Genomic DNA, 24,642 nt, shown 5'->3' with positions numbered 1-24,642 from the left:
TCGAGGACCGCGGCTGTCCGCAAAGGCTGCGAAACTCGGGCCATGTTGGAGACCTCGGCACGTCTGCTCCGCCTGCTCTCGCTGCTGCAGGCCCACCGGGAGTGGTCCGGCGCGGAGCTCGCCGACCGGCTCGACGTCACCCCGCGCACGGTGCGCCGGGACATCGACCGGCTGCGCGAGCTGGGCTACCCCGTCCACTCCGCGCCGGGGACGGCCGGCGGCTACCGGCTCGGCGCCGGTGCCGAACTCCCGCCGCTGCTGCTCGACGACGAGGAGGCGGTGGCGGTCGCGGTCGGGCTGCGCACCGCCGCGGTGGGCGGCGTCGAGGGCATCGAGGAGTCCTCCGTACGCGCGCTGGCCAAGCTGGAGCAGGTGCTGCCGCACCGGCTGCAGCGCCAGATCGGTGCGCTGAACGCCTTCACGGTCCCGCTGCCCGGCAGCGGCGGCCCCCGGGTGGACCCGAACCTCCTCACCGAGCTCGCGCACGCCTGCCGCGACTGCCGGCAGTTCCGCTTCGACTACACCACCCACGACGGCACCTGCTCCCGCCGCATCGTGGAGCCGCACCGCCTCGTCTGCGCCCGGCGCCACTGGTACCTCGTCGCCTGGGACGTGGACCGTGCGGACTGGCGCACCTACCGGGTCGACCGCCTCACCCCCACCCCGCCGCACGGGCCGCGCTTCACGCCCCGCCCGCCGCCGGCGCCGGATCTCGCCGCGTATGTCTCCCGGGGCATCTCCACCCGGGTCTACGCCCGGCAGGCCACCGTGCTGCTGCACGCCCCGCTGGAGCGCGCCGCGGAGCGCATCGGCCCGGCCGCGGGGACGCTCGAAGCCGTCGACGAGCAGTCCTGTCTGCTGCGTACGGGGGCGCACAGCCTGGAGCTGATGGTGCTCCACATCGTGCTGACCGGATTCGACTTCGAGGTCCGCGAGCCGCCGGAGCTGCAGAGCCGTATACGGGAGATCAGGGACCGGCTCTCCCGGGCACTGGCGGCGCCGCCGTCGGCTGCTTCCCCACCTCCGGATGGTGCAGATCGAAGGCGGGGGCCTCGGAACGGATCTTCGGAAGAGTCGTGAAGTTGTGCCGCGGCGGCGGCGAGGAGGTCGCCCACTCCAGGGAGCGGCCGAAGCCCCAGGGGTCGTCCGCGGTGATCCGGGAGCCGTGGCGGGTGGTCTTCCAGACGTTGTAGAGGAACGGCAGCGTGGACAGGCCCAGCAGGAAGGAGCCGACGGTGGAGAGGGTGTTGAGGGCCGTGAAGCCGTCGGCGGCGAGATAGTCGGCATAGCGCCGCGGCATGCCTTCCACGCCCAGCCAGTGCTGGACGAGGAACGTGGTGTGGAAGCCGACGAACAGTGTCCAGAAGTGGATCTTTCCCAGTCGCTCGTCGAGCATCTTGCCGGTGAATTTCGGCCACCAGAAGTAGAAGCCCGCGTAGGTGGCGAAGACGACCGTTCCGAAGACGACGTAGTGGAAGTGGCCGACGACGAAGTAGGTGTCGGTGACGTGGAAGTCCATCGGCGGGGAGGCGAGGATGACGCCGGTCAGCCCGCCGAACAGAAAGCTCACCAGGAATCCCACCGACCACAGCATCGGCGTCTCGAAGGACACCGAGCCGTGCCACATGGTGCCGATCCAGTTGAAGAACTTCACCCCGGTCGGCGCCGCGATCAGGAACGACATGAGGGAGAAGAACGGCAGCAGCACCGCCCCCGTCGCGAACATGTGGTGTGCCCAGACCATCACCGACAGGGCCGTGATGGCCATCGTCGCCCCGATCAGCATCACGTAGCCGAAGATCGGCTTGCGGGAGAAGACCGGGATGATCTCCGTGATGATGCCGAAGAACGGCAGCGCGATGATGTAGACCTCGGGATGGCCGAAGAACCAGAACAGGTGCTGCCACAGCAGCGCACCGCCCCACTGCGCCTCGAACACCACCGACCCGAACTGCCGGTCCGCCTCCAGCACCAGCAGCGCCGCCGCCAGCACGGGAAACGCCATCAGCACCAGGACCGAGGTGAAGAGGATGTTCCAGGTGAACACCGGCATCCGGAACATCGTCATCCCGGGCGCCCGCAGCACGATGATCGTGGTGATGAAGTTGACGGCACCGAGGATGGTGCCGAAGCCGGTCAGCGCCAGCCCCATGATCCACATATCGGCGCCGACGCCGGGGGAGCGGACCATCGAGTTCAGCGGGGCGTAGGCCGTCCACCCGAAGGCCGGGCCGCCGAACGGGGTGAGGAAACTGCCCAGCACGATCAGGCCGCCGAAGAGGAAGAGCCAGTACGAGAACATGTTCAGCCGTGGGAAGGCCACATCGGGCGAGCCGATCTGCAACGGCATGATCTCGTTGGCGAAACCGGCGAATGCGGGGGTGGCGAAGAGCAGCAGCATGATCGTGCCGTGCATGGTCACCGCCTGGTTGAACTGCTCCGCGTCGATGATCTGCAGCCCCGGCCGGGCCAGTTCGGCGCGCATCACCAGCGCCAGCAGACCTCCCACCAGGAAGAAGCCGAACGCGGTGATCAGATAGAGGTGCCCGATCTTCTTGTGGTCGGTGGTCGTCAGCCAGTCGACCAGCACCGACCCGCGGCGCCGCGCCCCGGGGGGCCGCAGGTCCGCCCGGCCGGTGTCGGTAACCATCCGCTGCGCCCCGTTCGTCGAAGGTGTACTGGGCCCGGCACATGATGCTCGCGCGGGGCGCGCAGAGCGAGGTGGCGCTCCGGTCCGTTCCGGTGGGATCAGGCGGCCCGGTGGACGGCCCGGTGGCCGCTCCGGCGTACGGCAGGCGGAAGGGGCCGGAGCGGGCGCGGAGGCGGCAAGCGGGGCGATGTGCGGGAAATGTGTGCGGAGTGTGTCTCGTTGGACAATTTCCCGGCGGCCGATAAAGAACGTCAGGCACGGGTAATCCGAAACTCACCGGGGATTATTTTCGGACGGCTCGCCGCGATGCGCGGAGTTACCCATCCCGTTTCGCATTTGATCAAGGCGGAATTCCGGCCGCTTAATTTTCCACCCGGTTGCGCCGTCACGCGGCGCGTAAGGGTGACGGAGTTCCGGCGAACGCACCAGCGTTCGCTGTGACACAAGTGTGACGAAGGCCGGACCGGGAGGTCACCGAGGTGTGCGGGGGCCGGGCTTCCGCGGGCCGGCCCGGACGCCTACGGTGGCTGTCATGGCTGACGTACCGAACCTTCCGGACAACCCTCAGGACGACATCGAGGCGTATGTCGGCCTTGCCCAGCAGGACGCCGAAGAGCAGGCCAGAGGGCGCGGCTGGACCACAGTCCGCTCGCTGCCGCCGGGCGCGATCATCACCATGGAGTACCTGGCCGGCCGCCTCAATTTCGAGGTCAAGGACGGCACGGTGCACCGCACCTGGCAGGGCTGAGCGCCGTACGCACGACGAGGCCCCGGCCGCTCCGTGGGGAGCGGCCGGGGCCTCGGTGCGGGGCGGGGGTGTGCGTACCGGCCCCGCCGCCTGCGCCGTGTCAGCCGTTCGCGTTGCGGCCGCGCCCGGAGATCGGGCTGAGCGGCGTGGTGCGCGAACGGTCCGCGTGCGGCGGTCGCCGGCTGCCCGCCGGGGTGACCGGGGCGCGCTCCGAACGGATGGTGTACGGGCGCGAGGAGTGGTGCGGCCAGGTGTCCGGGTTGTGGGCGGCGGACCGGCCGCCCGTGCCGGCGGAGATCGTCTCGCGGACCAGCACCTCGCCGTCGGGGGCGATGCGCTGCCGGGACACCTCGGGAGCCATCGAGCCGACCGGCAGCGGGCCGCGCAGCGAATCGGGGCGCAGCCGCAGCCACAGCCGCAGCAGGATGCCCATGAGGCGGTCCTCGAACCAGGTGATGCCGGGCTCCAGCCAGGGCATCGCCAGCAGCACCAGCAGCCCCGCGGCCCAGCCGAGCAGCACATCGCTGACCCAGTGGGTGCCGAGGTAGACGGTGGTCATGCCGACGCCCAGCGCGCCCAGCGCGGCGATCACCGACAGCGTGCGGCGGCGCAGCGAGGTGGTCGCCAGGTAGGCCAGCACACCCCAGGTGACCACGGCGTTCGCGGTGTGACCCGAGGGGAATATGTCGCCCCCGAGCCCCATCTCGTTGGCGCCCACCACGGTCGCGTAGTGCGGGCCGAGCCGCCCCATGCCGAGCTTGGCGGCGCCCACGGTGATGTTCAGCAGCAGCAGCGAGGCGCCGAGCACCAGCAGCGGGTGGAGGTTGCGCTGGCGCCAGCAGCGCCAGCCCAGCCATGCCGCCACCGCCACCGCGGTCGGTCCGCGCTGCCCCAGTACAACGAAGTAGTCGAGGAAGGCATGGATCTCAGGCCACTGCTTGTACGGCCTGAAGAACATGACTTGCCAGTCGAACGTGACCAGCCATGTAGTAGCCAGCACCCCGGCCACGATCGCGAGGTACACCGCCAGCGTTCCCCAGAACAGCCACAGGCGGGTCCGGGTCATGCGGGGCGGTCGGACGCGATCGGTCGGGCGCTGCTCCTCCATCTGGTCGAGCTTGTCATCGGTACGCACTCAATCGACGTTACCGCGTGTGATGTAGGTGCTTGGTCAAACTGTGCGCTTTGTAATGACGATGTGATGTGGAATGTGTCTCAATCGGGGCTTCGGAGCTGGGATTTGGCGGGGAATTCCTGGCGATTCTCAATCGCTTCCCGGGGCCCGCGTGTCGTCACCATGAGCGCCTTATCTGCTTTTCTCCCGGCAGGGTTTATCCGTCCGCCGCCCGGTGGCGCGCGTCGCTCCCCCGGAGGAGTGTCACGCAAAGCGTTTGTTCGATCACGCAGGGTCGTGGCTCGTCACGGTGGGCCCGAACCGTTCAGCCAGAACGCCCCGTACACCGCGGAGCCGGCCGCCACCAGGCCGACGACCAGCCAGGACCGGACCGGGTTCCGGCGCGCGAGCCCGGCCGCCAGCGGCAGCAGCAGCGGATAGGCCGGCAGCATCAGCCGCGGCTTGGACCCGAAGTAGCCCTTGGCGGTCAGCGCGAGCAGCAGCACCGTGCCGCCGTAGACCGCCAGCGGCAGCGGCTGGCCCTGCCGTACGCCGCGCAGATACAGCCAGATCAGCAGCCCGACGCCGAGGAGCAGTCCGAGGCCGGCCGCGAACGAGGGGCCCGACAGCAGCTCCCCGAGGAAGGCACCGAAGGCGATCCCCCCGTCGAAGCCGTTGCCCCAGCCCGCCTGGACGTCCAGATATCCGGTCAACGAGCCCTGCCGCGCCGCCACCCACAGGAAGTACCCGCACCAGCCGAGCGGGGCGAGCAGCACGCCGGGCAGCAGGCCCGGCTGCGCGCGCAGCGCCGCGCGCCCCCGGACGCCGCCGGTCCGCTGCCGCCCCAGCGTCACCGCCGCGGTGACCCACACCGCCGCGACCACCGCCGCACCCACCGGCCGGGTCAGCCCGGCCAGCGAGGCCAGCACCCCCGCCCACACCCAGCGCCCGGTCAGCACGGCATACAGGGCCCAGGCCGCGAGCGCGGTGAACAGCGACTCCGAGTACGCCATCGACTGCACGATCCCGACCGGCACCGCGGCCCACAGCGCCGCCAGGGCGACCCCGGCCCGGTGCCCGTGCAGCCGCTCGCCGGTCGCGTACAGCGCACAGGCGGCAGCCAGCGACGCCAGCCAGGACACCACCAGCCCGGCATCGGCGGGCGACAGCGGCACCACGGCCGGCAGACCCCGCTCCAAAGACGGCAGCAGCGGGAAGAACGCCAGGTCGGAGTGGACAGCGCCGTGCGGCAGCTGAACCGTGTAGCCATAGCCCTGCTCGGCGACCCGGGTGTACCAGAGCGCATCCCAGCGGCCGGCCAGCAGCGTGTGCCAGTCCTTGCCGTTGACCGTGGACCAGGCCCCGAGGACGACGAGACCCAGCAGCCGGATCGCCGCGAAGGCCGCCAGCGCGGGTGCGGCCCGGCGCAGCGCGGCCCGTGCGGCGGGCACGTCGCACAGGGGCCGGCCGGGAACGGCCGCGGAGGCAAGATCGTTCATCCGGAAGATTATCCAGGTGGCCGAAGAACGATTGCCGACGGCGGGGTGGGGAACGCACGGCGCTGCGATGTGCGTCTCTTCGTGAGGTGAGCCACGCGGCACTCACCGGGACTCGCGTAGTCTGACGTCTCTACTCGCTTGTGCCGCCGGTTCCACCGGGGCGTTTTCGCGCCCTGATCCGTGGCCGCGAGAGCATGACTGGAGGTGCTGCATGTCCGGGACGACCGCGTCCGGCAGTGGACGGACGGCTGGTGTTCCCCGGCTCACAGGCGGCGGCGCGAACCGCTGGACCGTGCTGATCGTGCTCTGCGTCAGTTTGCTGTTCGTCGCCCTGGACACCACGATCCTGTACGTCGCCGTGCCCTCCGTCACCGAGGACCTGCGGCCGGGCCCGGTGGAACTCCTCTGGATCGTCGACGTCTACCCGCTGATCGCGGCCTCGCTGCTGATCCTGTTCGGCACCCTCGGCGACCGGGTCGGCCGCCGCCGCATCCTTCTTCTCGGCTACGGCCTCTTCGGCCTGGCCTCGGCCGCCGCCGCGCTCGCGCCCAACCCGCAGATCCTGATGGTGGCCCGCGCCCTGCTCGGCATCGGCGGCGCCATGATCATGCCGGCCACGCTGTCGATCCTGCGACAGGTCTTCCCCGACCGGCGCGAGCGCGCGGTCGCCATCGGCGTGTGGAGCGCGGTGGCCGCGGTCGGTGCCGCGGTCGGTCCGGTCCTCGGCGGCTTCCTCGTCGAGAACTTCTGGTGGGGCTCGGTCTTCCTCATCAACATCCCGATGATGGCCGCGATGCTGCTGATAGGCCGGTGGCTGCTGCCCGAGTCGCGCGGGGAGCGCAACGGCCCCTGGGACGTGATCGGCGCGGTCGTCGCGGCGCTCGGTGTGCTGGGCATCGTCCTCGGCGTCAAGCGGATCGGCAGCGGCGCGGCCGTGCTGGGCCCGACCACGCTCCTGCCCATCGTCCTCGGCATGCTGTTGCTGGTCCTGTTCGTACGCCGCCAGCGCCGGCGCACGCACCCGCTGATCGATATGCGGCTGTTCGCCAGGCCCGCCTTCGGCACCTCCGTCGGCTGCATCGTGCTGGCCATGCTCGCCCTGGTGGGCCTGCAGCTGATCGCCGTCCAGTACCTCCAGCTCGTACTCGGACTGAGCCCGCTGCAGACCGGTCTGCGGATGCTGCCGCTGGTCTTCGCCGCGATGGCCGCCGGCCTGACCGGCTCGAAGATGCTGCAGGCCCTCGGCCCGCGCGCGATGGTGTCCCTCGGCTTCGTGCTGACCGCCGTCGCGGTGCTCTGTCTGACCGCGATGAGCAGCCAGGACCGCCCCTGGCTGCTGTCCGCGGGCTTCGTCCTGCTCGGCTTCGGCTTCCAGTCCACGCTGTTCGGGGCGTACGAGTCGATGCTCAGCGAGGCGCCCGCCGAACAGTCGGGCGGGGCCGCCGCGATCGGGGAGACCTCCTACCAACTCGGCGCGGGGATCGGCGTCGCCCTGCTCGGCAGCGTCATGAACGCCGCCTACGCCCCGGGCCTGGCACATGTGGACGGCGTTCCCGAGCGGGCCTCCGCCTCGGCCGCGCACTCCCTCGGCGAGGCCTACAAGGTGGCCGCCGGACTGGGCGAGGGCGCCAAGGTGACGCTGCGTGAGGCCGCCCGGGAGTCCTTCGTCCACGGGCTGCACGTCACCCTCGTCGCCAGCGCCGTGCTGCTGCTGGTCGGTGCGGGGATCGCGCTGCGGCTGCCGCGCCGGGCGGCGGAGTCCACGGAGCGGGCGGAAGCGGACGGGGAGCCTGCGCCGGGCGGCGGCACGGCCGGTGCCGGCCGCGGCAGCGGCGAGCCCGCCCCGGCGAGTTCCGGCCGCTGACCGGCGCTTCTCCCTGCGGGAGTCGCTGCCCCGCAAGGCGCGTGCCTGCCCCGACCGGTGCCTGCCCGCCCCGCCGCGCGGCGGTGACCCTTGCCGCGCGGCACCGTGGGCCGTACCGTCGGAAGCGAATAACTACCGCTGCTAGTTTTTCGCGAGCGCTGAACCCGCCGGAGGCCCCGCCATGCCCGCAAAGCCGTCCGCCACGTCCCCGGTGTCCGCAGCCCCGGTGGTCCCGCCGTTCGACCCCGGTGACCCGCTGGGCCTCGACGACCTGCTGACCGACGAGGACCGTGCCGTCCGGGACACCGTCCGCGGGTGGGCTGCCGACCGCGTCCTGCCGCACATCGCCGACTGGTACGAGCGCGGCGAGCTGCCCGGCATCCGTGAACTCGCCCGCGAACTCGGCTCCCTGGGCGCCCTCGGAATGTCCCTCACCGGCTACGGCTGTACGGGCGCCTCCGCCGTCCAGTACGGCCTGGCCTGCCTGGAGCTGGAGGCCGCCGACTCCGGAATCCGCTCCCTGGTCTCCGTCCAGGGCTCGCTCGCCATGTACGCGATCTGGCGCTTCGGCTCCGAGGAGCAGAAGCAGCAGTGGCTGCCCCGGATGGCGGCCGGCGAGATCATCGGCTGCTTCGGCCTGACCGAACCGGACATCGGCTCCGACCCCGCCGCGATGCGGACGCACGCCAAGCGCGAGGGCGGGAGCGGCGGCGACTGGGTGCTCAACGGGCGCAAAATGTGGATCACCAATGGCTCGGTGGCCGGCGTCGCGGTGGTCTGGGCCCGTACCGACGACGGCATCCGCGGCTTCCTGGTCCCCACCGGCACTCCCGGGTTCGCCGCCTCCGAGATCAAGCACAAGTGGTCCCTGCGGGCCTCGGTGACCAGCGAACTCGTCCTGGACGACGTACGGCTGCCGGCCGACGCGGTGCTTCCGGAGGTCACCGGGCTGCGCGGCCCGCTCGGCTGCCTCAGCCACGCCCGCTACGGCATCATCTGGGGCTCCATGGGGGCCGCCCGCACCAGCTTCGAGACGGCGCTGGACTACGCGACGACGCGGGAGCAGTTCGGCAAGCCCATCGGCGGCTTCCAGCTCACCCAGGCCAAGCTCGCCGACATGGCCGTCGAACTGCACAAGGGGATTTTGCTGGCCCACCATCTGGGGCTGCGGATGGACGCGGGGCGGCTGCGTCCCGAGCAGATCAGCTTCGGGAAGCTGAACAACGTACGGGAGGCGATCGAGATCTGCCGTACGGCCCGGACGATCCTCGGGGCCAACGGGATCTCGCTGGAGTACCCCGTCATGCGGCATGCGACCAACCTGGAATCGGTGCTCACCTACGAGGGCACCGTCGAGATGCACCAGTTGGTGCTCGGCAAGGCGCTCACCGGTCTGGACGCCTTCCGGTGAGCGGTCCCGCCCGCTCAGGCCGGTCGCTGTGTGATCCGGGGGCCGGCACACCGGCGGCTGCCGCCGCGAGTCCCCGGACCCCCGGCGAAAAGCACGCGGGTCGCGCTCAACTCTGGTTGAAGAAACCGCCGTTGCGGTGGGCGCGGGCCTCACCGCTGACGACCTGGTAATCGGCGGGGGTCAGCAGGAACACCCGGGTGGCGACCCGCTCGATCGAACCCCGCAGACCGAACGTCAGACCGGCCGCGAAGTCCACCACCCGCTTGGCGTCGGAGGGCTCCATGGCCGTCAGGTTGACGATCACCGGGACCCCGTCCCGGAAGAGTTCGCCGATGCCGCGGGCGTCCCGGAAGCTCTCCGGGGTGACCGTGGCGATGCGGGTGCCCTGGTCCTGGGCGGTATCGTCGGCCACCCGGACCCGGGGGTCGGTGACCCAGGGGCCCTCGCCCGAGTCGCCGGCATCGGGTCCCTCGGCGTAGTCGTCGTCGTAGTAGCGCTCGTCATCACTGTCGTCGACGAGGCCAAGCCAGGCGCTCGCCTTGCGCACCGATCCCATTGACGCCTCCTCTCACCCGCGGTGTCTGTGTGTGTACCCCTATCGTCGTCCATCAGGCCGACAGTGTGCCAAGTGGATAGCCGCCGCACGGGGGGTTCGTGACACATCTGGTGCAAAGAGGGTGGCGTGTCATCACCTTTCGCGCCCCGTAAGGAAACTGACAGTATGAAGAGCCTCACGGTCGGTACCTGACCCTCCCCGGGCGGGAAACGGTCAGCGGCAGGCGGACCGGACCGGCGGGTAGGTTCATACGCGGGACCAGCGCACATGTCCCGTCGTCCGACGGCCCTGGGTCAGCGGATCTCCGGCGGGTTGATCCGCGATGCGGTCAGGGCCCAGGGCCCGGTGCCCCACTTCTTGAGGATCCGGCCGCAGGTGCCGTCCTTCTGCGGCCGGCCCACCGCGGCCTGCGCGGCGGGCGCCGGCGAGGTGCCCTTCCTGAACGCGAAGCCGACGTCCAGCCGCTTGAACTCATGGAGGAACCGCGGGTCCGGCTGTCGATGTCCTGGCCTGCCAGGGCCTTGCCGTCGGCCCGACAGGTCGCGCCGGGCGGGGTGCCGACACCGGCGGCGACGGAGAGGCTGCCCCGTGCGCGGACGTCGGCGGGGTAGTCGGGCCGTATCGACGGCCTCTTCGGCCCGAGCCCGACCGCGGACCACCCTGCCCGTCGCTCCGCCGGGCCGGCGGGCGGAACCGCGTCGTCCGCTGATCCGTCGCACCTCCGACCGAGGGGGTCAGCGCCGCCCCGGCAGCCGTCAACGAGGCTGCCGGGGCGGAGTGTTGCGGCGGTGCGGCCATGAAGCACGTGTATCCGGCACAAGACAAGCGTGTGGACCTCTTGCGCTGCGGGGGTGGCGCGCCCGAAACTCCGCTCAGCGCTTGTCAGGGGCACGCTGAAAATGAACGTGCGGATTCTCGGGTGCCCTTCGGCTGCGCCTCACGGGCTGCCCACCGGCGGCCCCCCGATCCCCCTCGGAGGAATCAGTGAGGAACGAGCGCACCACCCCCCGCAGCGGCGTAGCGAGACGCACCCGGCTGATCGCCGTGGCGTCCGGACTGGTGGCCGTCGGTGCCATCGCCATCCCCACCGCCAACGCGCAAATCCCCGCCCCTACAAGGACGTTCAGCGCCACCCAGCTCACCGCCGTCGGCCAGGCGATCCGCGGCGCGGATGTCGCGGGCACCGCCTGGCGGGTCGACAGCAAGAGCCACACCCTGGTCGTCACCGCCGACCGCACGGTCTCCCAGGCGGAGATCGCCAGGATCGAGCGGGCCGCCGGCAGCAACGCCGATGCGGTCCGCATCGACCGGATCGCGGGCACCTTCCGCAAGTTCATCTCCGGCGGCGACGCCATCTACGCCCCCAGCTGGCGCTGCTCGCTGGGCTTCAACGTCCGCAGCGGCAGCACCTACTACGCCCTGACCGCCGGTCACTGCACCGACGGCAACCCGCCGTGGACCACCGGCTCCGGTGCGAGCATCGGCCCGACCGCGGGCAGCAGCTTCCCCGGCAACGACTACGGCATCATCAAGTACACCGGTTCGGTCTCCCACGAGGGCACGGTCGGCAGTCAGGACATCACCAGCGCCGGCACCCCCTCCGTCGGCCAGTCGGTCACCCGACGGGGCTCCACCACCGGCATCCACAGCGGCAAGGTGACCGCGCTGAACGCCACCGTCAACTACGGCGGCGGCGACATCGTCTCCGGACTGATCCAGACCACCGTCTGCGCCGAGCCCGGCGACAGCGGCGGCCCGCTCTACTCCGGGACCAAGGCGCTCGGCCTCACCTCCGGCGGCAGCGGCGACTGCACGTCCGGCGGCACCACGTTCTTCCAGCCGGTCACCGAGGCGCTGAGCGCCTACGGGGTGAGCGTCTACTGACGCCGGCCGGCTGACCTCCGTACGGCCCGGCCCGCGCGCACCGGGTCCGTACGGCGGGGCAGCAACCGTACCGATCGCCGGGTCCGGTTCCAGCGGCACACCGGACCCTTCTCCGGCAGCCCAAGGGCCCCCGTCCACCGGTGGACGGGGGCCCGGCCGCGCCCGGTAGCGCCTGGCATGGGCTTCCTCGCCCGCCCTCCCTGGCCGGGCATACCATAGTAAAAAGCGCGATTCGGACGGCGCGCGGCACATGTCAGGGAGCCGTGATGGTCGAAGAACTGGTGACGGCCGGGGTGGCGCTGGCCTCCGTGGGGGCCGTCTATCTCGTGGCCGCGGCGCGGGTGGTCAAGCAGTATGAGCGGGGTGTGGTGCTCCGGCTGGGCCGGCTGGCCTCCCAGGTGCGCGGGCCGGGGTTCACCATGATCGTTCCGGGCATCGACCGGATGCGCAAGGTCAACATGCAGATCGTCACGATGCCGGTGCCCGCCCAGGAGGGCATCACCCGGGACAACGTGACCGTCCGGGTCGACGCGGTCGTCTATTTCAAGGTCGTGGACGCCGCGGACGCGGTCATCCGGGTCGAGGACTACCGTTTCGCGGTCTCGCAGATGGCCCAGACCTCACTGCGGTCGATCATCGGCAAGAGCGAACTGGACGACCTGCTGTCCAACCGGGAAAAGCTCAATCAGGGCCTGGAGCTGATGATGGACAGCCCGGCCATCGGCTGGGGGGTGACCGTCGACCGGGTCGAGATCAAGGACGTCTCGCTGCCGGAGACGATGAAGCGGTCGATGGCCCGCCAGGCGGAGGCGACCCGGGACCGGCGGGCCCGGGTGATCAACGCCGATGCCGAGCTGCAGGCGTCCAAGAAGCTGGCCGAGGCGGCCCAGGCGATGTCCGACCAGCCCGCGGCGCTGCAACTGCGGCTGCTGCAGACCGTGGTGGCGGTCGCCGCCGAGAAGAATTCCACCCTTGTCCTGCCTTTCCCGGTCGAACTGCTGCGGTTCCTGGAGCGCTCCGGGCTGCAGGCCCAGGCGCAGACCGTGGCGGCCGAGGCGGAGCGGGCCGCCGGGCGGCGCCCGGATGGTCCGGCGCGGTCCGGGACCTCGGGTGCGGCCGTCGAGGGCGGCGAGGAGGGCGGCGAGGAGGGCGCGCCACCCCCGGAGCTGGAGGACCTTCCGGACGCCGAGGAACTGCCGTAGCGGTGGAGGGGGAACTGCGTTCCTGATGTCCGTCTCATCGCCGTATATGCCTGCTTATGTAGTCGCTTACGGCGTTCTCTGCTGTACGGGGGCCGGTTCCCGGCCGCCGTTTTCCGGCCAGCTATAGTCCTCACACGTTGCCGTCCGCCGGGTGCCCGGTGTGCCTGCTGATGTCCGCACTCGGCGTCGAGGTATGCGGACACCGGCGTGACCCTCGTGTGGCGAAATCGTGAACTCCCGTATGTGAGACCGGAACCCGGTCTTGTGCGCGAGTGAGGCGGATGGCGATACTCGGCTCCGCACGTGGGCATGGGCGCGCCTCCCGGGATCCGCTCCCCGGGCCGTCCCTGCCCTGACTCCTCACTCTCCGGGCTCGGACAACTCCCCACGGTTTCCGGGCTCTTCCCCCCACGGAGGCTCTGACTTGAAGCACCGTCGCATACCCAACCGGCGTGTCATCGTCGCAGGTGCCGGAGCCCTTGCGCTCGCCGCCACCGCCACTGTCACCCTCGCCAACGCCAACGCGTCCACGGCCCCCGCGCGCACCCCCGCGCTCGCCAAGCTGACCTCCACCGCGGCGTCGGCCCTCGCCTCCCACCTCAAGACGGACACGGCCGGTTCCTTCTACGACGCCAAGGCCAAGAAGCTGGTCGTCAATGTGGTGAACAAGGCCCAGGCCCGGGCCGTGCGGGCGAAGGGGGCGGAAGCCAGACTCGTCAAGCACACCTTCGCCCAGCTCGACTCGGCCCGGCGGACGCTGAAGTCGAAGGCGACCATCCCCGGCACGTCCTGGGGCATCGACCCGCAGAGCAACAAGGTCGTGGTCACCGCCGACCGCACGGTCAAGGGCACCAAGCTGGACCGGCTCACCAAGGTCGCCAAGGCCCTCGGTGACAAGGTCGAGGTGCGCCACAGCAAGGGCGAGTTCACCCCCTTCATCGGTGGCGGCGACGCGATCTGGGGGAGCGGGGCCCGCTGCTCGCTCGGCTTCAACGTCGTCAAGGACGGCAAGCCGTACTTCCTGACGGCCGGCCACTGCGGCAACGAGATCAAGAGCTGGTCCGACAAGCAGGGCGGCTCGGCGATCGCGACCACCGAGGACTCCAAGTTCCCGGGCGACGACTTCTCCCTCGCCAAGTACACAGGTGACACCCCGCACCCCAGCGAGGTCGACCTCTACAACGGCAGCACGCAGAAGATCACCAAGGCCGCGGAGGCCACCGTCGGCGAGAAGGTGCAGCGCAGCGGCAGCACCACCCAGGTCCACGACGGCACCGTCAAGGCGCTGAACGCCAGCGTCAACTACCAGGAGGGCACGGTCGAGGGCCTGATCCAGACCGATGTCTGCGCCGAGCCCGGTGACAGCGGTGGCGCGCTCTTCGACGGCGATGCCGCGATCGGCCTCACCTCCGGCGGCAGCGGCGACTGCTCCAAGGGTGGCGAAACCTTCTTCCAGCCGGTCCCGGAGGCCCTCAAGGCCTACGGCGCCCAGATCGGCTGACCTCCGCGCGGCAGCGCACCCTCCCGGCGCACGGCACCGCTCCTGGCGCACGGCACCGGCTCCCGGATGCTTCGGCTTCCGGGGGCGGGCGCCGGCCCCCGGTGCCCGCCGCACACGACGATCCCCGGGCACCACCCTCCGGTGCCCGGGGATCTGAAGCAGCTCAGCCGAGCTCAGATCGGATCGGCTCAGAACGCGAAGACCACGTCGCTGTCGTTGCGCATCGCGCAGGGGTTGGCGAAGGTGTGGCTGTACGAGACCCGCTTGCCCTGCCACACGCCGTCCGCGGTGACCACGAAGGGGTTCCACTCCTTGGTGCACAGGCGCTCCGAGGAGGCGCCGGTTATCGCGTTGAAGTCACCGGCCACCGCCCGCAGCTGGGTGCAGGCGGCCTTCGGGTCGGGGTGGCTGCCCCTGGCCCCGGGCATACAGCTGAGCGTCACGGCGCGCTGCACCGTGGCGGTCGCACGGCTTTCGCCCTGGCCCACCGTCAGCACCAGTTCCGTCGGGGCGTACAGACCACCGGTCCGCGACGGCTGCGCCGGTGCGGCGGCCTGTGCGGTGGTGGCCAGCGTGCCCAGGACCAGTGCCGCGCCGAGCGCGACCGCCCCAGTGATGTACCGCATGACGAACACTCCCTTGCTCGAAGGTGCAGATACCGGACGGGAGTCTGGCCCAACCGCATCCCGAAAGCATCTTGAGTGGGCATAAGGCGATCGCTTTTAGTCATTAGGTGAAAGCTGAGAGTAATGGCGCGAACGTAACCGGAGGTGGTGCGGGTCGCGCGAAGGAAAGGCGGGCTCGGCCAGTGCGGATGCGGTGCCGGTCATGCCCCTGGCAAAGGTCACCCATACCCGGAAGGAAGGGATCCGGCCGCCGACCGGCCGTTCGGGCGGGTTTCGATCTCCGGCGATTGGCCGAAGAGGGGGGCCTGAGGCGCCCTCCGGGTCGCCCGGAGTGCCCACTGAGGTAAGAACCGGCCATCGCCGGCTCGGCTTACCCGGCCGGCGGCCGGTGTTCCCGGTCGTGCGCCCCGTCGAGCTGCGGCAGCCCGGCCGTCAGCGCCCGCAGGCACCGCACCACCAGCTTGCCGGGCCCCCGCGGGCCGTCCGGCGCCCCGTCCCCCGCCGCCCACTCCTCCACCGCGACCCGCATCGCGGTATTCGCGGCGGCCGCGGCCAGCCGCACCTCCAGCCCTCCCGCGCCGGTCAGCCGCGCCAGGAGCGGCACCAGTGCCTCCTCGGCGTCGTGGTGGACCCGGTGCCAGACCGCACGCAGCGCGGGATCGTCCGGCATCGCCCGCAGCAGCCCGCGGGTCCAGCGCAGCGCCTCCGCGGCCGGTTCGTCGGCGGGGGTCAGCGACCGGCGGGCCGACCGCTCCAGCACCTCGCGTACGGGAGGTGCGCCCGGCCCGGCCGGTGCGGCGGCCAACTCGTCGGTCCACTGCCGCACCCCGTCGGCGAGCAGCGGCCTCACCGCCTCCTCCTTGGTGCGGAAGTAGCGGTAGAAGGTGCGCAGCGCGACTCCCGAGGCGCGTGCGATGTCGTCGGCGGTGACGGCGGTGCCGCGCTCGGCGAAGAGCGCCGCCGCGGTACGGGCGATCTCCAGCTGGGTCTCGGCCTTGCGTCGTTCGGTGAGCGAGGTGCGGGGGAGCGGGGCCGGGCGGGGCGGGGTCGGCATGGCGTCAGCCTACGGAACTTCGCGCCGTAGTGGCACGTAACGCGTGATTGGCACGATGTGCCAGTCAGACGTACTGTGCCAATGCGCCGACGTGCCGACGCACCAGCACACCAGCGCGCGAGCGAGCCAACGCGCCAGCGCATCACCGCGCCAACGCACATCGAGAACGGAACCGGACCATGAACCGCTTTGACGGCCGCCGCACCCTGATCACCGGAGCCGGCTCGGGCATCGGCCGGGCCACCGTCCACCGGATCCTCGCCGAGGGCGGCCGGGTGGTGGCGGCGGACATCGACGCGGCGGGTCTGCGGGCCACCGCCGACCGTGCGGCCGCGGACGGCGTCGCCGGCCGGCTGGAGACCACGGTGCTGGACATCGCCGACGAGGCGGCGGTCCGCGCCGCCGTCCCCGCCGCGGCGGCCGGCCTCGGTGGCCTGGACGTCCTGGTCAACGCGGCCGGCATCCTGCGTGCCTCGCACACCCACGAGACCACCCTGGCCGACTTCCAGCAGGTCATCTCGATCAACCTGACCGGCACGTTCCTGATGATCCGCGAATCGCTGCCCGCGCTCCTGGAAGGCCGCGCGCCGGTCGTGGTCAACTTCAGCTCCACCTCCGCCGCGTTCGCGCACCCGTACATGTCGGCGTACGCGGCGAGCAAGGGCGGCATCCAGTCCATGACGCACGCCATCGCCGCCGAGTACGGCAAGCAGGGGCTGCGCGCGGTCTGCGTGGCGCCCGGTTCCATCGCCAGCGGCATGACCAGCGGCGGCGTCCCGGGCCTGCCCGAGGACGCCGATACGAGCCTGTTCGACAAGCTCACCCCGGCCCTCGGCGAGGGATTCGCCAGCCCGGACACGGTCGCGGGCGTCATCGCGATGCTCGCCTCACAGGACGGCGCGTTCATCACCGGCACGGAGATCCGGATCGACGGCGGCACGCATATGTGAGCGCTGGGGCGGCGGGCGGGCCGGCGTCACCGTACGGAAGGTGTGATCACGCGAGGGGCACCGTGCTCTTCGGCGTGACGAGCACGGTGCTCTTCGGCGTGACGGGCACTGTGCTCTTCGGTCCAGTGGATGCCGCCCGGGCTAGCCGGCCCTCTTGGCCTGGACGTCTTCGGCCGTCAGGGCCTTACCGCCGATGGCCCATGCGCCGCTGGGCGTTTCGGTGACCACGACATGTGTCACCGGTCGCAGTGCCTCGCCTTCGATGGCGATCAACGCCTCGGAGACATCTTCGACCATCTTCTGCTTCTCTTCGGGGGTGAAGACCCCTGCGATCACCTTGATGTCGATGAAGGGCATCGGATACCTCCCACGTGAGGGTGAGATCCGGCCGTCATGCCGCTGATTTCCGCGGAGCCGTGACGCTGATGACGTCAACGCCTGCTTGTGCAGGCATGTTTCTACCAGTGTCGCAGATCGACTCCGGTGACGTGCGGGAGCGCGGGCCCCTGCGTCCCGCCGGGCGTCACGCCTGCCCCGTTTCGAACCGGCTCACCTTTCCGTCCTCCACCGTGAAGTGCAGGCGGGTGCGCATTGCGCCCCAGGTGTCGTTGCGGTGGTCCGCCACGAGGGAGCGGGTGGGGCTGATCGGTGGAGGGCGGAGGCGGCCCCCGGGGTGCGTGTTCGTACGAATGTTCGATGGGCGGGTTATGGTGGAGGGGAGGAGCGAGGGACACGAGAGATGCAAGGTCAGCCGGGGGCGGGTGAGGTGCAGGAGGTGCGGATGTCCGGGTTCACGCATCTGCACACCGCTTCGGGGTTCTCCCTGCGCTATGGCGCCTCCCATCCGGAGCGGCTGGCCGAGCGTGCCGCCGAACGCGGGATGGATGCCCTCGCGCTGACCGACCGGGACGGGCTCTCCGGGGCCGTACGGTTCGCCAAGGCCGCCGCCGAGGCCGGAATCCGTCCGCTGTTCGGGGCCGAACTCGCCGTGGCGGAGTACGAGGCGGGCCCCGTCGGCACCGCTACCGCGCGGCGGCGCGCCCCGGTGCGCGGCGGCGCCTTCCTCGACGAGTCCGCCGCCCGCGCCGTCTTCCTGGCCCGTGACGGAGCGGCCGGCTGGGCCGCCCTGTGCCGGCTGGTCTCCGCCGCCCACGCCGGCCGGGCCGAGCGGCCCGTCCTCCCGTGGAGCGCCCTGGAATCCGCCACGCACGGGCTGACCGTGCTGCTCGGGCCGGACTCCGAGGTCGGCCGGGCGCTGTCCGCCGGCCGCCCGGACCGCGCCGCCCGGCTCCTCGCTCCCTGGCGCGAGCTGTACGGCGAAGCGCTGCGCCTGGAGGTCGTCGACCACGGGCGGCCCGGCAGCGGCCCCGGCTCCCCGCGGCTGGCCGCCCGCACCCTCGGCTTCGCCGTCGACCAGGGCGTCCGCGCCGTGCTGACCAACGCGGTCCGCTATGCCGATCCCGGTCAGGGGCCGGTCGCCGACGTCCTGGACTCCGCCCGCCGCCTGGTGCCGGTGGACCGGCACCGGCCCGAGTCCTGGGACAGCGGCGAGCGCTGGCTCAAGGACGCCGCCACCATGCGCCACACCGCCGAGCGGATCGCCGAGGCGGCCGGATTCCGGCGCGGCCTGGCCCACCGGCTGCTCACCATGACCGAGGAGACCGCCGGTGCGTGCCTGGTCGACCCGCAGGACGACATCGGGCTCGGCCGGGTCCACTTCCCCGAGCCCCGGCTGGTCGGGGCCGGCCACCGCACCGCCGCCCGGGTGCTGCGCTCGCGCTGCGCCGCCGGGATGGTGCTGCGCGGCTACGACCGCGACCGCGGGCGCTGGGCGCGGCTGGACGACGAGCTGCGCACGATCGAACGGCTCGGCTACCCCTCGTACTTCCTGACGGTCGCTCAAGTGGTGGACGACATAAGGGAGATGGGCATCCGGGTCGCGGCCCGCGGGTCCGGCGCCGGGTCCCTGGTCAACCACCTCCTCGGCATCGCCCACGCCGATCCGGTCGAACACGGGCTGCTGATGGAGCGCTTCTTGTCCGAGCGCCGGGCGGCGCTGCCGGATATCGATATCGACGTCGAGTCCGCCCGCCGGCTGGAGGTCTACCGCGCGATCTTCGACCGCTTCGGCGCGGAGCGGGTGGCGACCGTCTCGATGCCCGAGACCTACCGCGTACGGCACGCCGTACGGGATGTGGGCGCCGCCCTGGGCATGGACCCGGCGCAGGTGGACCGCCTCGCCAAGGCCTTCCCGCACATCCGCGCCCGCGACGCACGGGCGGCGCTGGCCGAGCTGCCGGAGCTGCGCGGGGTGCGGGAGGCCGGCGATGAGCGGCTGTGGCAGCTGGTCGAGGCGCTGGACGCGCTGCCGCGCGGGATCGCCATGCACCCGTGCGGGGTGCTGCTCTCCGACGCCACGCTGCTGGACCGCACGCCCGTCGTGCCCACCAGCACCGAGGTCCCCCACGCCGGGGGCGGGGAAGCGGGGCCGCCCGCCATGTCCCCGCTCGCCATGTCCCAGTTCGACAAGGAGGACGTGGAGGACCTGGGGCTGCTCAAGCTCGATGTGCTGGGCGTACGGATGCAGTCCGCGATGGCGCATGCGGTCGCCGAGATCGGCCGGGCCACCGGGCACCGGATCGACCTCGACGACCCCGCGCAGGTGCCGCCCGGTGACCGGGCGACCTACGACCTGATCCGCTCGACCGAGACGCTCGGCTGCTTCCAGATCGAGTCGCCGGGCCAGCGCGACCTGGTCGGCAGGCTGCAGCCCGCCACCTTCCACGATCTGGTCGTCGACATCTCCCTCTTCCGGCCGGGGCCGGTCGCCGCCGATATGGTGCGGCCCTTCATCGAGGCCCGGCACGGCCGCAGGCCGGTCCGCTACCCGCACCCGGATTTGGAGGAACCGCTGCGCGAGACCTACGGGGTGGTGGTGTTCCACGAGCAGGTCATCGAGCTGCTGCGGATCATGACGGGCTGCGCCCGGGACGAGGCGGACGAGAAGCGGCGCGCCCTGTCGCACCCCGAGCTGCAGGGCCGGCTCCGCGCCTGGTTCGCCCGCTGCGCCGAGCGGCGCGGCTATCCGCCCGACGTGATCGCGCGTACCTGGGAGATCGTCGAGGCCTTCGGCTCGTACGGCTTCTGCAAGGCGCATGCGGTGGCCTTCGCGGTGCCCACCTACCAGTCCGCCTGGCTCAAGGCGCACCACCCCGCGGCCTTTTACGCCGGGCTGCTCACCCATGACCCCGGGATGTACCCGAAGCGGCTGCTGCTCGCGGACGCGCGGCGGCGCGGGGTGCCGGTACTGCCGCTGGACGTGAACCGGTCGGCGGTCGCTCACCGGATCGAACTGGTGTCCGGGTCGGAGGGATCCCGGGACGCGCTCTGGGGACTGCGGCTCGCGTTCTGCGATGTGCACGGTATGAGCGAGGCCGAGGCGCGGCGGATCGCGGCCGGCCAGCCCTACCACTCCCTCCAGGACCTGTGGCAGCGGGCCAGGCCGAGCCGCCCGGTGGCCGAACGCCTCGCCCGGGTCGGCGCGTTGGACGCCTTCGGCGCCAACCGGCGGGATCTGCTGCTGTACCTCGCCGAGCTGCACCGCCACGGACGGCAGACGTCCGGCGGTCAGTTGACGCTGCCGTCCGGGGCCCTGGACGGCGCGGGCGCACAGCGGGCGGCACCGGCCGACCAGGTCGAGCCGGCGGGGCTGCCCGACCTCAGCGATGTCGAACGGCTCAGCGCCGAGCTGGGCGTCCTCGGCATGGACACCTCCCGCCATCTGATGGCCGACCACCGGGATTTCCTCGCCGAGCTGGGCGCGCTGCCGGCCCGGCTGCTGCGCGGCGCCCGGCACGGCGAGACGGTGCTGGTCGCCGGGGCCAAGGCGGCCACCCAGACGCCGCCGATCCGCTCCGGCCGCCGGGTCATCTTCACCACCCTCGACGACAGCACGGGCCTGGTCGACTGCGCCTTCTTCGACGATCCCCCGGGCCCTGGGGGCCCGGGAGGTACCCCCACCCCCCTTGCGGCGTGTGCGCACACCGTCTTCCACTCCTGGCTGCTGCTGGTGCGCGGTACGGTCCAGCGGCGCGGGCCGCGCAGCCTCAGCGTGGTCGGCGCCGCCGCCTGGAACCTCGCCGAACTGGCCGAACTCCGTCGCGAGGGCGGGCTGGAGGCGGTCGCCGCCCGCCTCGCGACGGGACCGGAGAAGCCGGAGGGGCAGGAGGGGCAGGACGAGCCGGCGGCCGGGACGGACGACGGGCGGGGCGGAGCGGATGACGGGGCGGGCAAGGGGCCGGGGGAGGGGCACGGGCCGGGCCGGGAGTCCGTGCCGGCGGACGCCGCCCCGGGCCGCACCATCCGGCTGGAGACCGGCTATGAGCTGCACCCGTGGGCCGATCTCCAGCCCGCGGGCGAACGCGCCGCCACCGGACGCAAGTTGTGGCACTCCAGCCCGGGGAGCGCGGGATGACGCCCGCACCGAGGCCGCCCACCGCACCGCCGGACCCGCCCACCGCACCGACGGAGCCGTCCGGCGCCCCGCGGCAGCCGGGCATGCTCCACATACGCTTCCGGGCCGCCGACGACGCCCCCGTGAGCGCCGGAGAGTTCGAGCAACTGCTGCGGCTCCTGGCGCGGTTCACCCCGGTGATCGAGGCGCTGCCGCCGGACGCCGCGCTGGCGGATGTGCGCGGTGCGCTGCGCTACTTCGGCCGGGATGCGGCAGGCATCGCCGAACTGGTGCGGCTGCGCGCGCTGGCCTGGCACGGCGTACGGTGCACGATCGGGATCGGCGCCAACCCGCTGCTCGCCCGGCTGGCGGCGCAGGCGGCGGCACCCGGGGAGATCCGGGCCGTCCCCGAGGACACCGGGGCCGTCGCCGCCTTCCTCGACCGCCGTCCGGCCTCGGCGCTGCACGGCGTCGGCCCGGCCACCGCCCGCGCCCTGTGCGCGTACGGGCTCGACAGCGTCGGCCGGATCGCCGCCGCACCGCCCGCGACCCTGCAGCGGATCCTCGGCGCGAAGACCGGCCGCCTCGTGTACGAGCGGGCCCGCGGCATCGACCCGACGCCGGTGACGCCCAACGCCGCGGCCCGCTCGATGGGCGCGGAACACCGCTTCGCCCACGACGAACTGGACCCGGCCAGGCGCCGCCGGGCACTGCTCTCGCTCGCCGACGACCTCGGTGCCCGGATGCGCGCGAGCGGGCAGGTGGCCCGTGCGCTCACCCTCACCGTCCGCTACGCCGACCGCTCCACCACGACCCGCACCCGGCGGCTGGACGGGCCGACCGCGCACGGTCCCGCGCTGACCGGGGCGGCCTATGCGCTGCACGCCGCGCTCGGGCTGCAGCGGGCGCGGGTACGGTCCGTGGCGCTGCGCGCGGAGGACCTGTGCCGTGCCGAACTCGCCGCGCGACAGCTGACCTTCGACCCCTCCGACGACAAGGCGCACCGCATCGAGGCGGCCGTCGACCGGGCCAGGGCGCGCTTCGGCACCGGGAGCGTACGCCCCGCGGCAACCCTCGGCCCGCACGGCCGTACGCCCCCGCCCCCGGGCACCAAGCCCCTCGGGCCCGGGGCCGTCCGGCCGTAGGGGCCCGCTCCCCGAGGGGGAGCCGGTGCCTCAGCCGTAGAGCTTCTTCGCGTACTCCGGGCCGTAGTGCCGCTCCAGTTCCTCCAGCGGCACGTCCTGGAGCTCGACGCCCTTGACGATCCGGGCCCGCGAGGGCAGGGCGTCGGGCTGCCAGGTCTCCGGATTCCACAGCTCCGAGCGCAGGAACGCCTTGGAGCAGTGGTAGAAGACCTCCTCGACCTCCACCAGCAGCGCCAGTCGCGGGCGGTTGCCCTTCCTGATCAGCTCGTCGAAGAACGGGGCGTCGCGCAGCAGCCGGGCGCGGCCGTTGATCCGCAGGGTGTCACCGCGCCCGGGGAGGAAGTAGTCCAGCCCGACATGCGGGTTGCCGAGGATGTTCCTCATGCCGTCCAGGCGCTTGTTGCCGGGGCGGTCCGGGATCACCAGGGTGGTGTCGTCCAGGACATGGGTGAAGCCCGCCGGGTCGCCCTTGGGCGAGACATCGCACCGGCCCTGCGCATCCGCGGTGGCGATCACGCAGAACGGTGAGCGGGCCAGCCACCGCCGGTCCAGGTCGTGCAGCCGGTGGCGGGTCTTGTTCGCCGCATGGGAGCTGGGCTCGCCGATCAGCTCGCGCAGTTCCCCCTCCGACGAGACCTCCACCATGCCGGTCAGATCCGCTGTCCCCGCCGTCTCCATCGGTGTCATCGGTGTCCCCTCATGCCCTTCGTGCCGCGGTCACTGGTCAAGGCGCTGTTGGCTGTGATGTCACTGGTCAAGGCATTACTGACTGTACGGGACGGCTCCTGTCCCCGGCGGCCGTCCCGTACGGAACCGGGCACCGGCACACCGCGGCGCGCCGCGTCCCGGACGTCCGGTGAGGGTCGTGTGGGGCTTCCTTCACCGTCACGCCGCTGGCACTCCGTGCTTACCCAGCCGTAACTTACTTGTCAGTCAACTGCGTTGGCCCTTGCGATCCGGATCGCGTGAACGGCTCACCGAGCACTTCGGAGTCCCCTCACCCCGCAAGGAGCATCGTATGAAGCTGCACTGGTCAAGAGCGCTCACCCTCCTCCCCGCCCTCGCGCTGGCCCTCGGTCTCACCGCCGCGCCCGCCGCCGCTGATGCCCACCCGTCGCCCGCCACCACCCCGGCCGGAGACGCTGCGCGCCGCCCCTCTGATGCGGCCGTACGCAGCGGCTGGAACAACTACTCCTGCAAGCCCTCCGCCGACCACCCGCGGCCGGTGGTCCTGGTGCACGGCACCCTGGGCAACGCCATCGACAACTGGCTCGGTCTCGCGCCCTACTTGGTGGCCCGCGGCTACTGTGTCTTCTCCCTGGACTACGGGCAGCTGCCCGGCGTCCCGTTCTTCCACGGGCTGGGCCCGGTCGATGCCTCCGCCCAGCAGCTTGCCGACTACGTCGACCGGGTGCTGGCCGCCACCGGCACCTCGAAGGCCGATCTCGTCGGCCACTCGCAGGGCGGCATGATGCCGCGGGTCTACATGAAGTTCCACGGCGGCGCGGACAAGGTGAACGCGCTGGTCGGGCTGGCCCCCGACAACCACGGCACCGACCTGGACGGGCTGACCCGCCTGCTGCCCTACTTCCCCGGTGCCAAGCAGTACCTCGACAAGGCGATCCCGGGGCTGTCCGACCAGATCGTCGGCTCGGACATCCTCAACCGCCTCAACGAGGGCGGCGACACCGTGCCCGGGGTGCACTACACGGTGATCGCGACCAAGTACGACGAGGTCGTCACCCCCTACCGGACGCAGTTCCTGAGCGGCCCCGACGTGCACAACGTCGTGCTCCAGGACCTGTGTGCCGTCGACCTCTCCGAGCATGTGGCCATCGGGCTCGCCGACCGCGTCGCCTTCCACGAGACGGCCAACGCCCTCGACCCGGCGCACGCCACCCCGACCACCTGCGTGTCGGGCTGACCGGGAGCGGGTGCGGCCCACCGCCCGTAGGGGTGGTGGGCTCGTCCCGTACGGCGGTGGA

General features: G+C 71.9%; 19 protein-coding genes and 2 pseudogenes. 11 read left to right on the top strand and 10 right to left on the bottom strand.

Going from position 1 to position 24,642, the window contains the following annotated elements; all coding sequences use genetic code 11:
- The first annotated feature begins 42 nt into the window (after positions 1-42).
- The gene (locus tag CFW40_RS07140) at positions 43-1,080 is read left to right on the top strand and encodes a YafY family protein (RefSeq protein ID WP_088796991.1); all 1,038 of its coding nucleotides are present in this window, start codon (positions 43-45) and stop codon (positions 1,078-1,080) included.
- Here CFW40_RS07140 and ctaD read toward each other — a convergent pair.
- Entirely contained in the window at positions 968-2,650 is a 1,683-nt protein-coding gene (ctaD, locus tag CFW40_RS07135) for a cytochrome c oxidase subunit I (protein WP_088796990.1), read from the bottom strand. The two genes, CFW40_RS07140 and ctaD, sit on opposite strands and share 113 nt — an antisense overlap.
- Before the next feature lie 532 nt (positions 2,651-3,182).
- Here ctaD and CFW40_RS07130 point away from each other — a divergent pair.
- Entirely contained in the window at positions 3,183-3,398 is a 216-nt protein-coding gene (locus CFW40_RS07130) for an I78 family peptidase inhibitor (protein ID WP_088796989.1), read from the top strand.
- Positions 3,399-3,498: 100 nt separating this feature from the next.
- Here the strand turns inward: CFW40_RS07130 and CFW40_RS07125 are convergent, their stop codons facing one another.
- Both CFW40_RS07125 and CFW40_RS07120 read right to left on the bottom strand, forming a co-directional pair.
- Positions 3,499-4,533, bottom strand: coding sequence for a phosphatase PAP2 family protein (locus CFW40_RS07125; RefSeq protein WP_176956558.1), 1,035 nt, complete (start codon positions 4,531-4,533; stop codon positions 3,499-3,501).
- Between the two features lie 284 nt (positions 4,534-4,817).
- Entirely contained in the window at positions 4,818-6,011 is a 1,194-nt protein-coding gene (locus CFW40_RS07120) for a glycosyltransferase family 39 protein (protein WP_088796988.1), read from the bottom strand.
- Positions 6,012-6,222: 211 nt separating this feature from the next.
- Here CFW40_RS07120 and CFW40_RS07115 point away from each other — a divergent pair, with 211 nt between their 5' ends.
- Positions 6,223-7,875, top strand: a complete 1,653-nt coding sequence (locus tag CFW40_RS07115; RefSeq protein ID WP_088796987.1) for an MFS transporter — start codon at positions 6,223-6,225, stop codon at positions 7,873-7,875.
- A gap of 181 nt (positions 7,876-8,056) precedes the next feature.
- A complete protein-coding gene (locus CFW40_RS07110; RefSeq protein WP_256331561.1) occupies positions 8,057-9,286 on the top strand; it encodes an acyl-CoA dehydrogenase family protein in 1,230 nt (409 codons plus the stop codon).
- Between the two features lie 106 nt (positions 9,287-9,392).
- On the opposite strand, the gene CFW40_RS07105 is transcribed toward CFW40_RS07110, so the two are convergent.
- Together CFW40_RS07105 and CFW40_RS07100 are read right to left on the bottom strand one after the other, a co-directional pair.
- Positions 9,393-9,842 carry a cell division protein SepF gene (locus CFW40_RS07105; RefSeq protein ID WP_088796986.1) on the bottom strand — a complete coding sequence of 150 codons (450 nt, stop codon included), beginning with the start codon at positions 9,840-9,842 and terminating at the stop codon, positions 9,393-9,395.
- 293 nt (positions 9,843-10,135) lie between these two features.
- A pseudogene (locus CFW40_RS07100) lies at positions 10,136-10,342 on the bottom strand (ABC transporter substrate-binding protein); the annotation flags it as partial.
- 484 nt (positions 10,343-10,826) lie between these two features.
- Here CFW40_RS07100 and CFW40_RS07095 point away from each other — a divergent pair.
- The 3 genes from CFW40_RS07095 to CFW40_RS07085 all read left to right on the top strand — a co-directional run bounded on the left by CFW40_RS07095 (position 10,827) and on the right by CFW40_RS07085 (position 14,429).
- On the top strand, positions 10,827-11,726 hold the full coding sequence (locus CFW40_RS07095; RefSeq protein ID WP_088796985.1) for a S1 family peptidase: 900 nt from the start codon (positions 10,827-10,829) through the stop codon (positions 11,724-11,726).
- A 266-nt stretch (positions 11,727-11,992) separates the two neighbouring features.
- Entirely contained in the window at positions 11,993-12,928 is a 936-nt protein-coding gene (locus CFW40_RS07090) for a slipin family protein (RefSeq protein ID WP_088796984.1), read from the top strand.
- 424 nt (positions 12,929-13,352) lie between these two features.
- Positions 13,353-14,429: a S1 family peptidase gene (locus tag CFW40_RS07085; RefSeq protein WP_088796983.1), complete on the top strand. Its 1,077-nt coding sequence runs from the start codon at positions 13,353-13,355 to the stop codon at positions 14,427-14,429.
- A gap of 188 nt (positions 14,430-14,617) precedes the next feature.
- Here CFW40_RS07085 and CFW40_RS07080 read toward each other — a convergent pair whose 3' ends face one another.
- Positions 14,618-15,055, bottom strand: coding sequence for a subtilase-type protease inhibitor (locus CFW40_RS07080; protein WP_088796982.1), 438 nt, complete (start codon positions 15,053-15,055; stop codon positions 14,618-14,620).
- A gap of 370 nt (positions 15,056-15,425) precedes the next feature.
- Positions 15,426-16,109 carry a TetR/AcrR family transcriptional regulator gene (locus CFW40_RS07075; protein WP_088796981.1) on the bottom strand — a complete coding sequence of 228 codons (684 nt, stop codon included), beginning with the start codon at positions 16,107-16,109 and terminating at the stop codon, positions 15,426-15,428.
- 179 nt (positions 16,110-16,288) lie between these two features.
- Here CFW40_RS07075 and CFW40_RS07070 point away from each other — a divergent pair, with 179 nt between their 5' ends.
- Positions 16,289-17,059 carry an SDR family NAD(P)-dependent oxidoreductase gene (locus CFW40_RS07070; RefSeq protein WP_088796980.1) on the top strand — a complete coding sequence of 257 codons (771 nt, stop codon included), beginning with the start codon at positions 16,289-16,291 and terminating at the stop codon, positions 17,057-17,059.
- Between the two features lie 141 nt (positions 17,060-17,200).
- On the opposite strand, the gene CFW40_RS07065 is transcribed toward CFW40_RS07070, so the two are convergent.
- Together CFW40_RS07065 and CFW40_RS37875 are read right to left on the bottom strand one after the other, a co-directional pair.
- Entirely contained in the window at positions 17,201-17,416 is a 216-nt protein-coding gene (locus CFW40_RS07065; RefSeq protein WP_088796979.1) for a tautomerase family protein, read from the bottom strand.
- A 166-nt stretch (positions 17,417-17,582) separates the two neighbouring features.
- Positions 17,583-17,693 (bottom strand): annotated as a pseudogene (locus tag CFW40_RS37875) (nuclear transport factor 2 family protein); the annotation flags it as partial.
- Positions 17,694-17,840: 147 nt separating this feature from the next.
- On the opposite strand from CFW40_RS37875, the gene CFW40_RS07055 reads away from it, so the two are divergent.
- Both CFW40_RS07055 and CFW40_RS07050 read left to right on the top strand, forming a co-directional pair.
- Positions 17,841-21,533: a DNA polymerase III subunit alpha gene (locus CFW40_RS07055; RefSeq protein WP_088796977.1), complete on the top strand. Its 3,693-nt coding sequence runs from the start codon at positions 17,841-17,843 to the stop codon at positions 21,531-21,533.
- Positions 21,530-22,657: a helix-hairpin-helix domain-containing protein gene (locus tag CFW40_RS07050; RefSeq protein WP_088801949.1), complete on the top strand. Its 1,128-nt coding sequence runs from the start codon at positions 21,530-21,532 to the stop codon at positions 22,655-22,657. The genes CFW40_RS07055 and CFW40_RS07050 overlap by 4 nt, the downstream gene beginning before the upstream one ends.
- A 30-nt stretch (positions 22,658-22,687) precedes the next feature.
- On the opposite strand, the gene CFW40_RS07045 is transcribed toward CFW40_RS07050, so the two are convergent.
- Entirely contained in the window at positions 22,688-23,335 is a 648-nt protein-coding gene (locus CFW40_RS07045) for a pyridoxamine 5'-phosphate oxidase family protein (protein WP_088801948.1), read from the bottom strand.
- A 340-nt stretch (positions 23,336-23,675) separates the two neighbouring features.
- Here CFW40_RS07045 and CFW40_RS07040 point away from each other — a divergent pair, with 340 nt between their 5' ends.
- Positions 23,676-24,581: a triacylglycerol lipase gene (locus CFW40_RS07040; protein WP_088796976.1), complete on the top strand. Its 906-nt coding sequence runs from the start codon at positions 23,676-23,678 to the stop codon at positions 24,579-24,581.
- The last annotated feature ends 61 nt before the right edge of the window (positions 24,582-24,642 follow it).

This window comes from Streptomyces sp. 2114.4 (genome assembly GCF_900187385.1).
Classification (GTDB): Bacteria; Actinomycetota; Actinomycetes; order Streptomycetales; family Streptomycetaceae; genus Streptomyces; species Streptomyces mooreae.
The sequence above is the reverse complement of the archived record's forward strand: the minus strand, read 5'-3'. Positions and strand labels throughout refer to the sequence as shown.

Bases quoted from the DNA above. Each gene is read 5' to 3' on its own strand.
- CFW40_RS07140 (WP_088796991.1), top strand. From the start codon at position 43: ATGTTGGAGACCTCGGCACGTCTGCTCCGCCTGCTCTCGCTGCTGCAG.
- ctaD (WP_088796990.1), bottom strand. From the start codon at position 2,650: ATGGTTACCGACACCGGCCGGGCGGACCTGCGGCCCCCCGGGGCGCGG.
- CFW40_RS07130 (WP_088796989.1), top strand. From the start codon at position 3,183: ATGGCTGACGTACCGAACCTTCCGGACAACCCTCAGGACGACATCGAG.
- CFW40_RS07120 (WP_088796988.1), bottom strand. From the start codon at position 6,011: ATGAACGATCTTGCCTCCGCGGCCGTTCCCGGCCGGCCCCTGTGCGAC.
- CFW40_RS07115 (WP_088796987.1), top strand. From the start codon at position 6,223: ATGTCCGGGACGACCGCGTCCGGCAGTGGACGGACGGCTGGTGTTCCC.
- CFW40_RS07110 (WP_256331561.1), top strand. From the start codon at position 8,057: ATGCCCGCAAAGCCGTCCGCCACGTCCCCGGTGTCCGCAGCCCCGGTG.
- CFW40_RS07105 (WP_088796986.1), bottom strand. From the start codon at position 9,842: ATGGGATCGGTGCGCAAGGCGAGCGCCTGGCTTGGCCTCGTCGACGAC.
- CFW40_RS07090 (WP_088796984.1), top strand. From the start codon at position 11,993: ATGGTCGAAGAACTGGTGACGGCCGGGGTGGCGCTGGCCTCCGTGGGG.
- CFW40_RS07080 (WP_088796982.1), bottom strand. From the start codon at position 15,055: ATGCGGTACATCACTGGGGCGGTCGCGCTCGGCGCGGCACTGGTCCTG.
- CFW40_RS07075 (WP_088796981.1), bottom strand. From the start codon at position 16,109: ATGCCGACCCCGCCCCGCCCGGCCCCGCTCCCCCGCACCTCGCTCACC.
- CFW40_RS07070 (WP_088796980.1), top strand. From the start codon at position 16,289: ATGAACCGCTTTGACGGCCGCCGCACCCTGATCACCGGAGCCGGCTCG.
- CFW40_RS07065 (WP_088796979.1), bottom strand. From the start codon at position 17,416: ATGCCCTTCATCGACATCAAGGTGATCGCAGGGGTCTTCACCCCCGAA.
- CFW40_RS07055 (WP_088796977.1), top strand. From the start codon at position 17,841: ATGTCCGGGTTCACGCATCTGCACACCGCTTCGGGGTTCTCCCTGCGC.
- CFW40_RS07050 (WP_088801949.1), top strand. From the start codon at position 21,530: ATGACGCCCGCACCGAGGCCGCCCACCGCACCGCCGGACCCGCCCACC.
- CFW40_RS07045 (WP_088801948.1), bottom strand. From the start codon at position 23,335: ATGGAGACGGCGGGGACAGCGGATCTGACCGGCATGGTGGAGGTCTCG.
- CFW40_RS07040 (WP_088796976.1), top strand. From the start codon at position 23,676: ATGAAGCTGCACTGGTCAAGAGCGCTCACCCTCCTCCCCGCCCTCGCG.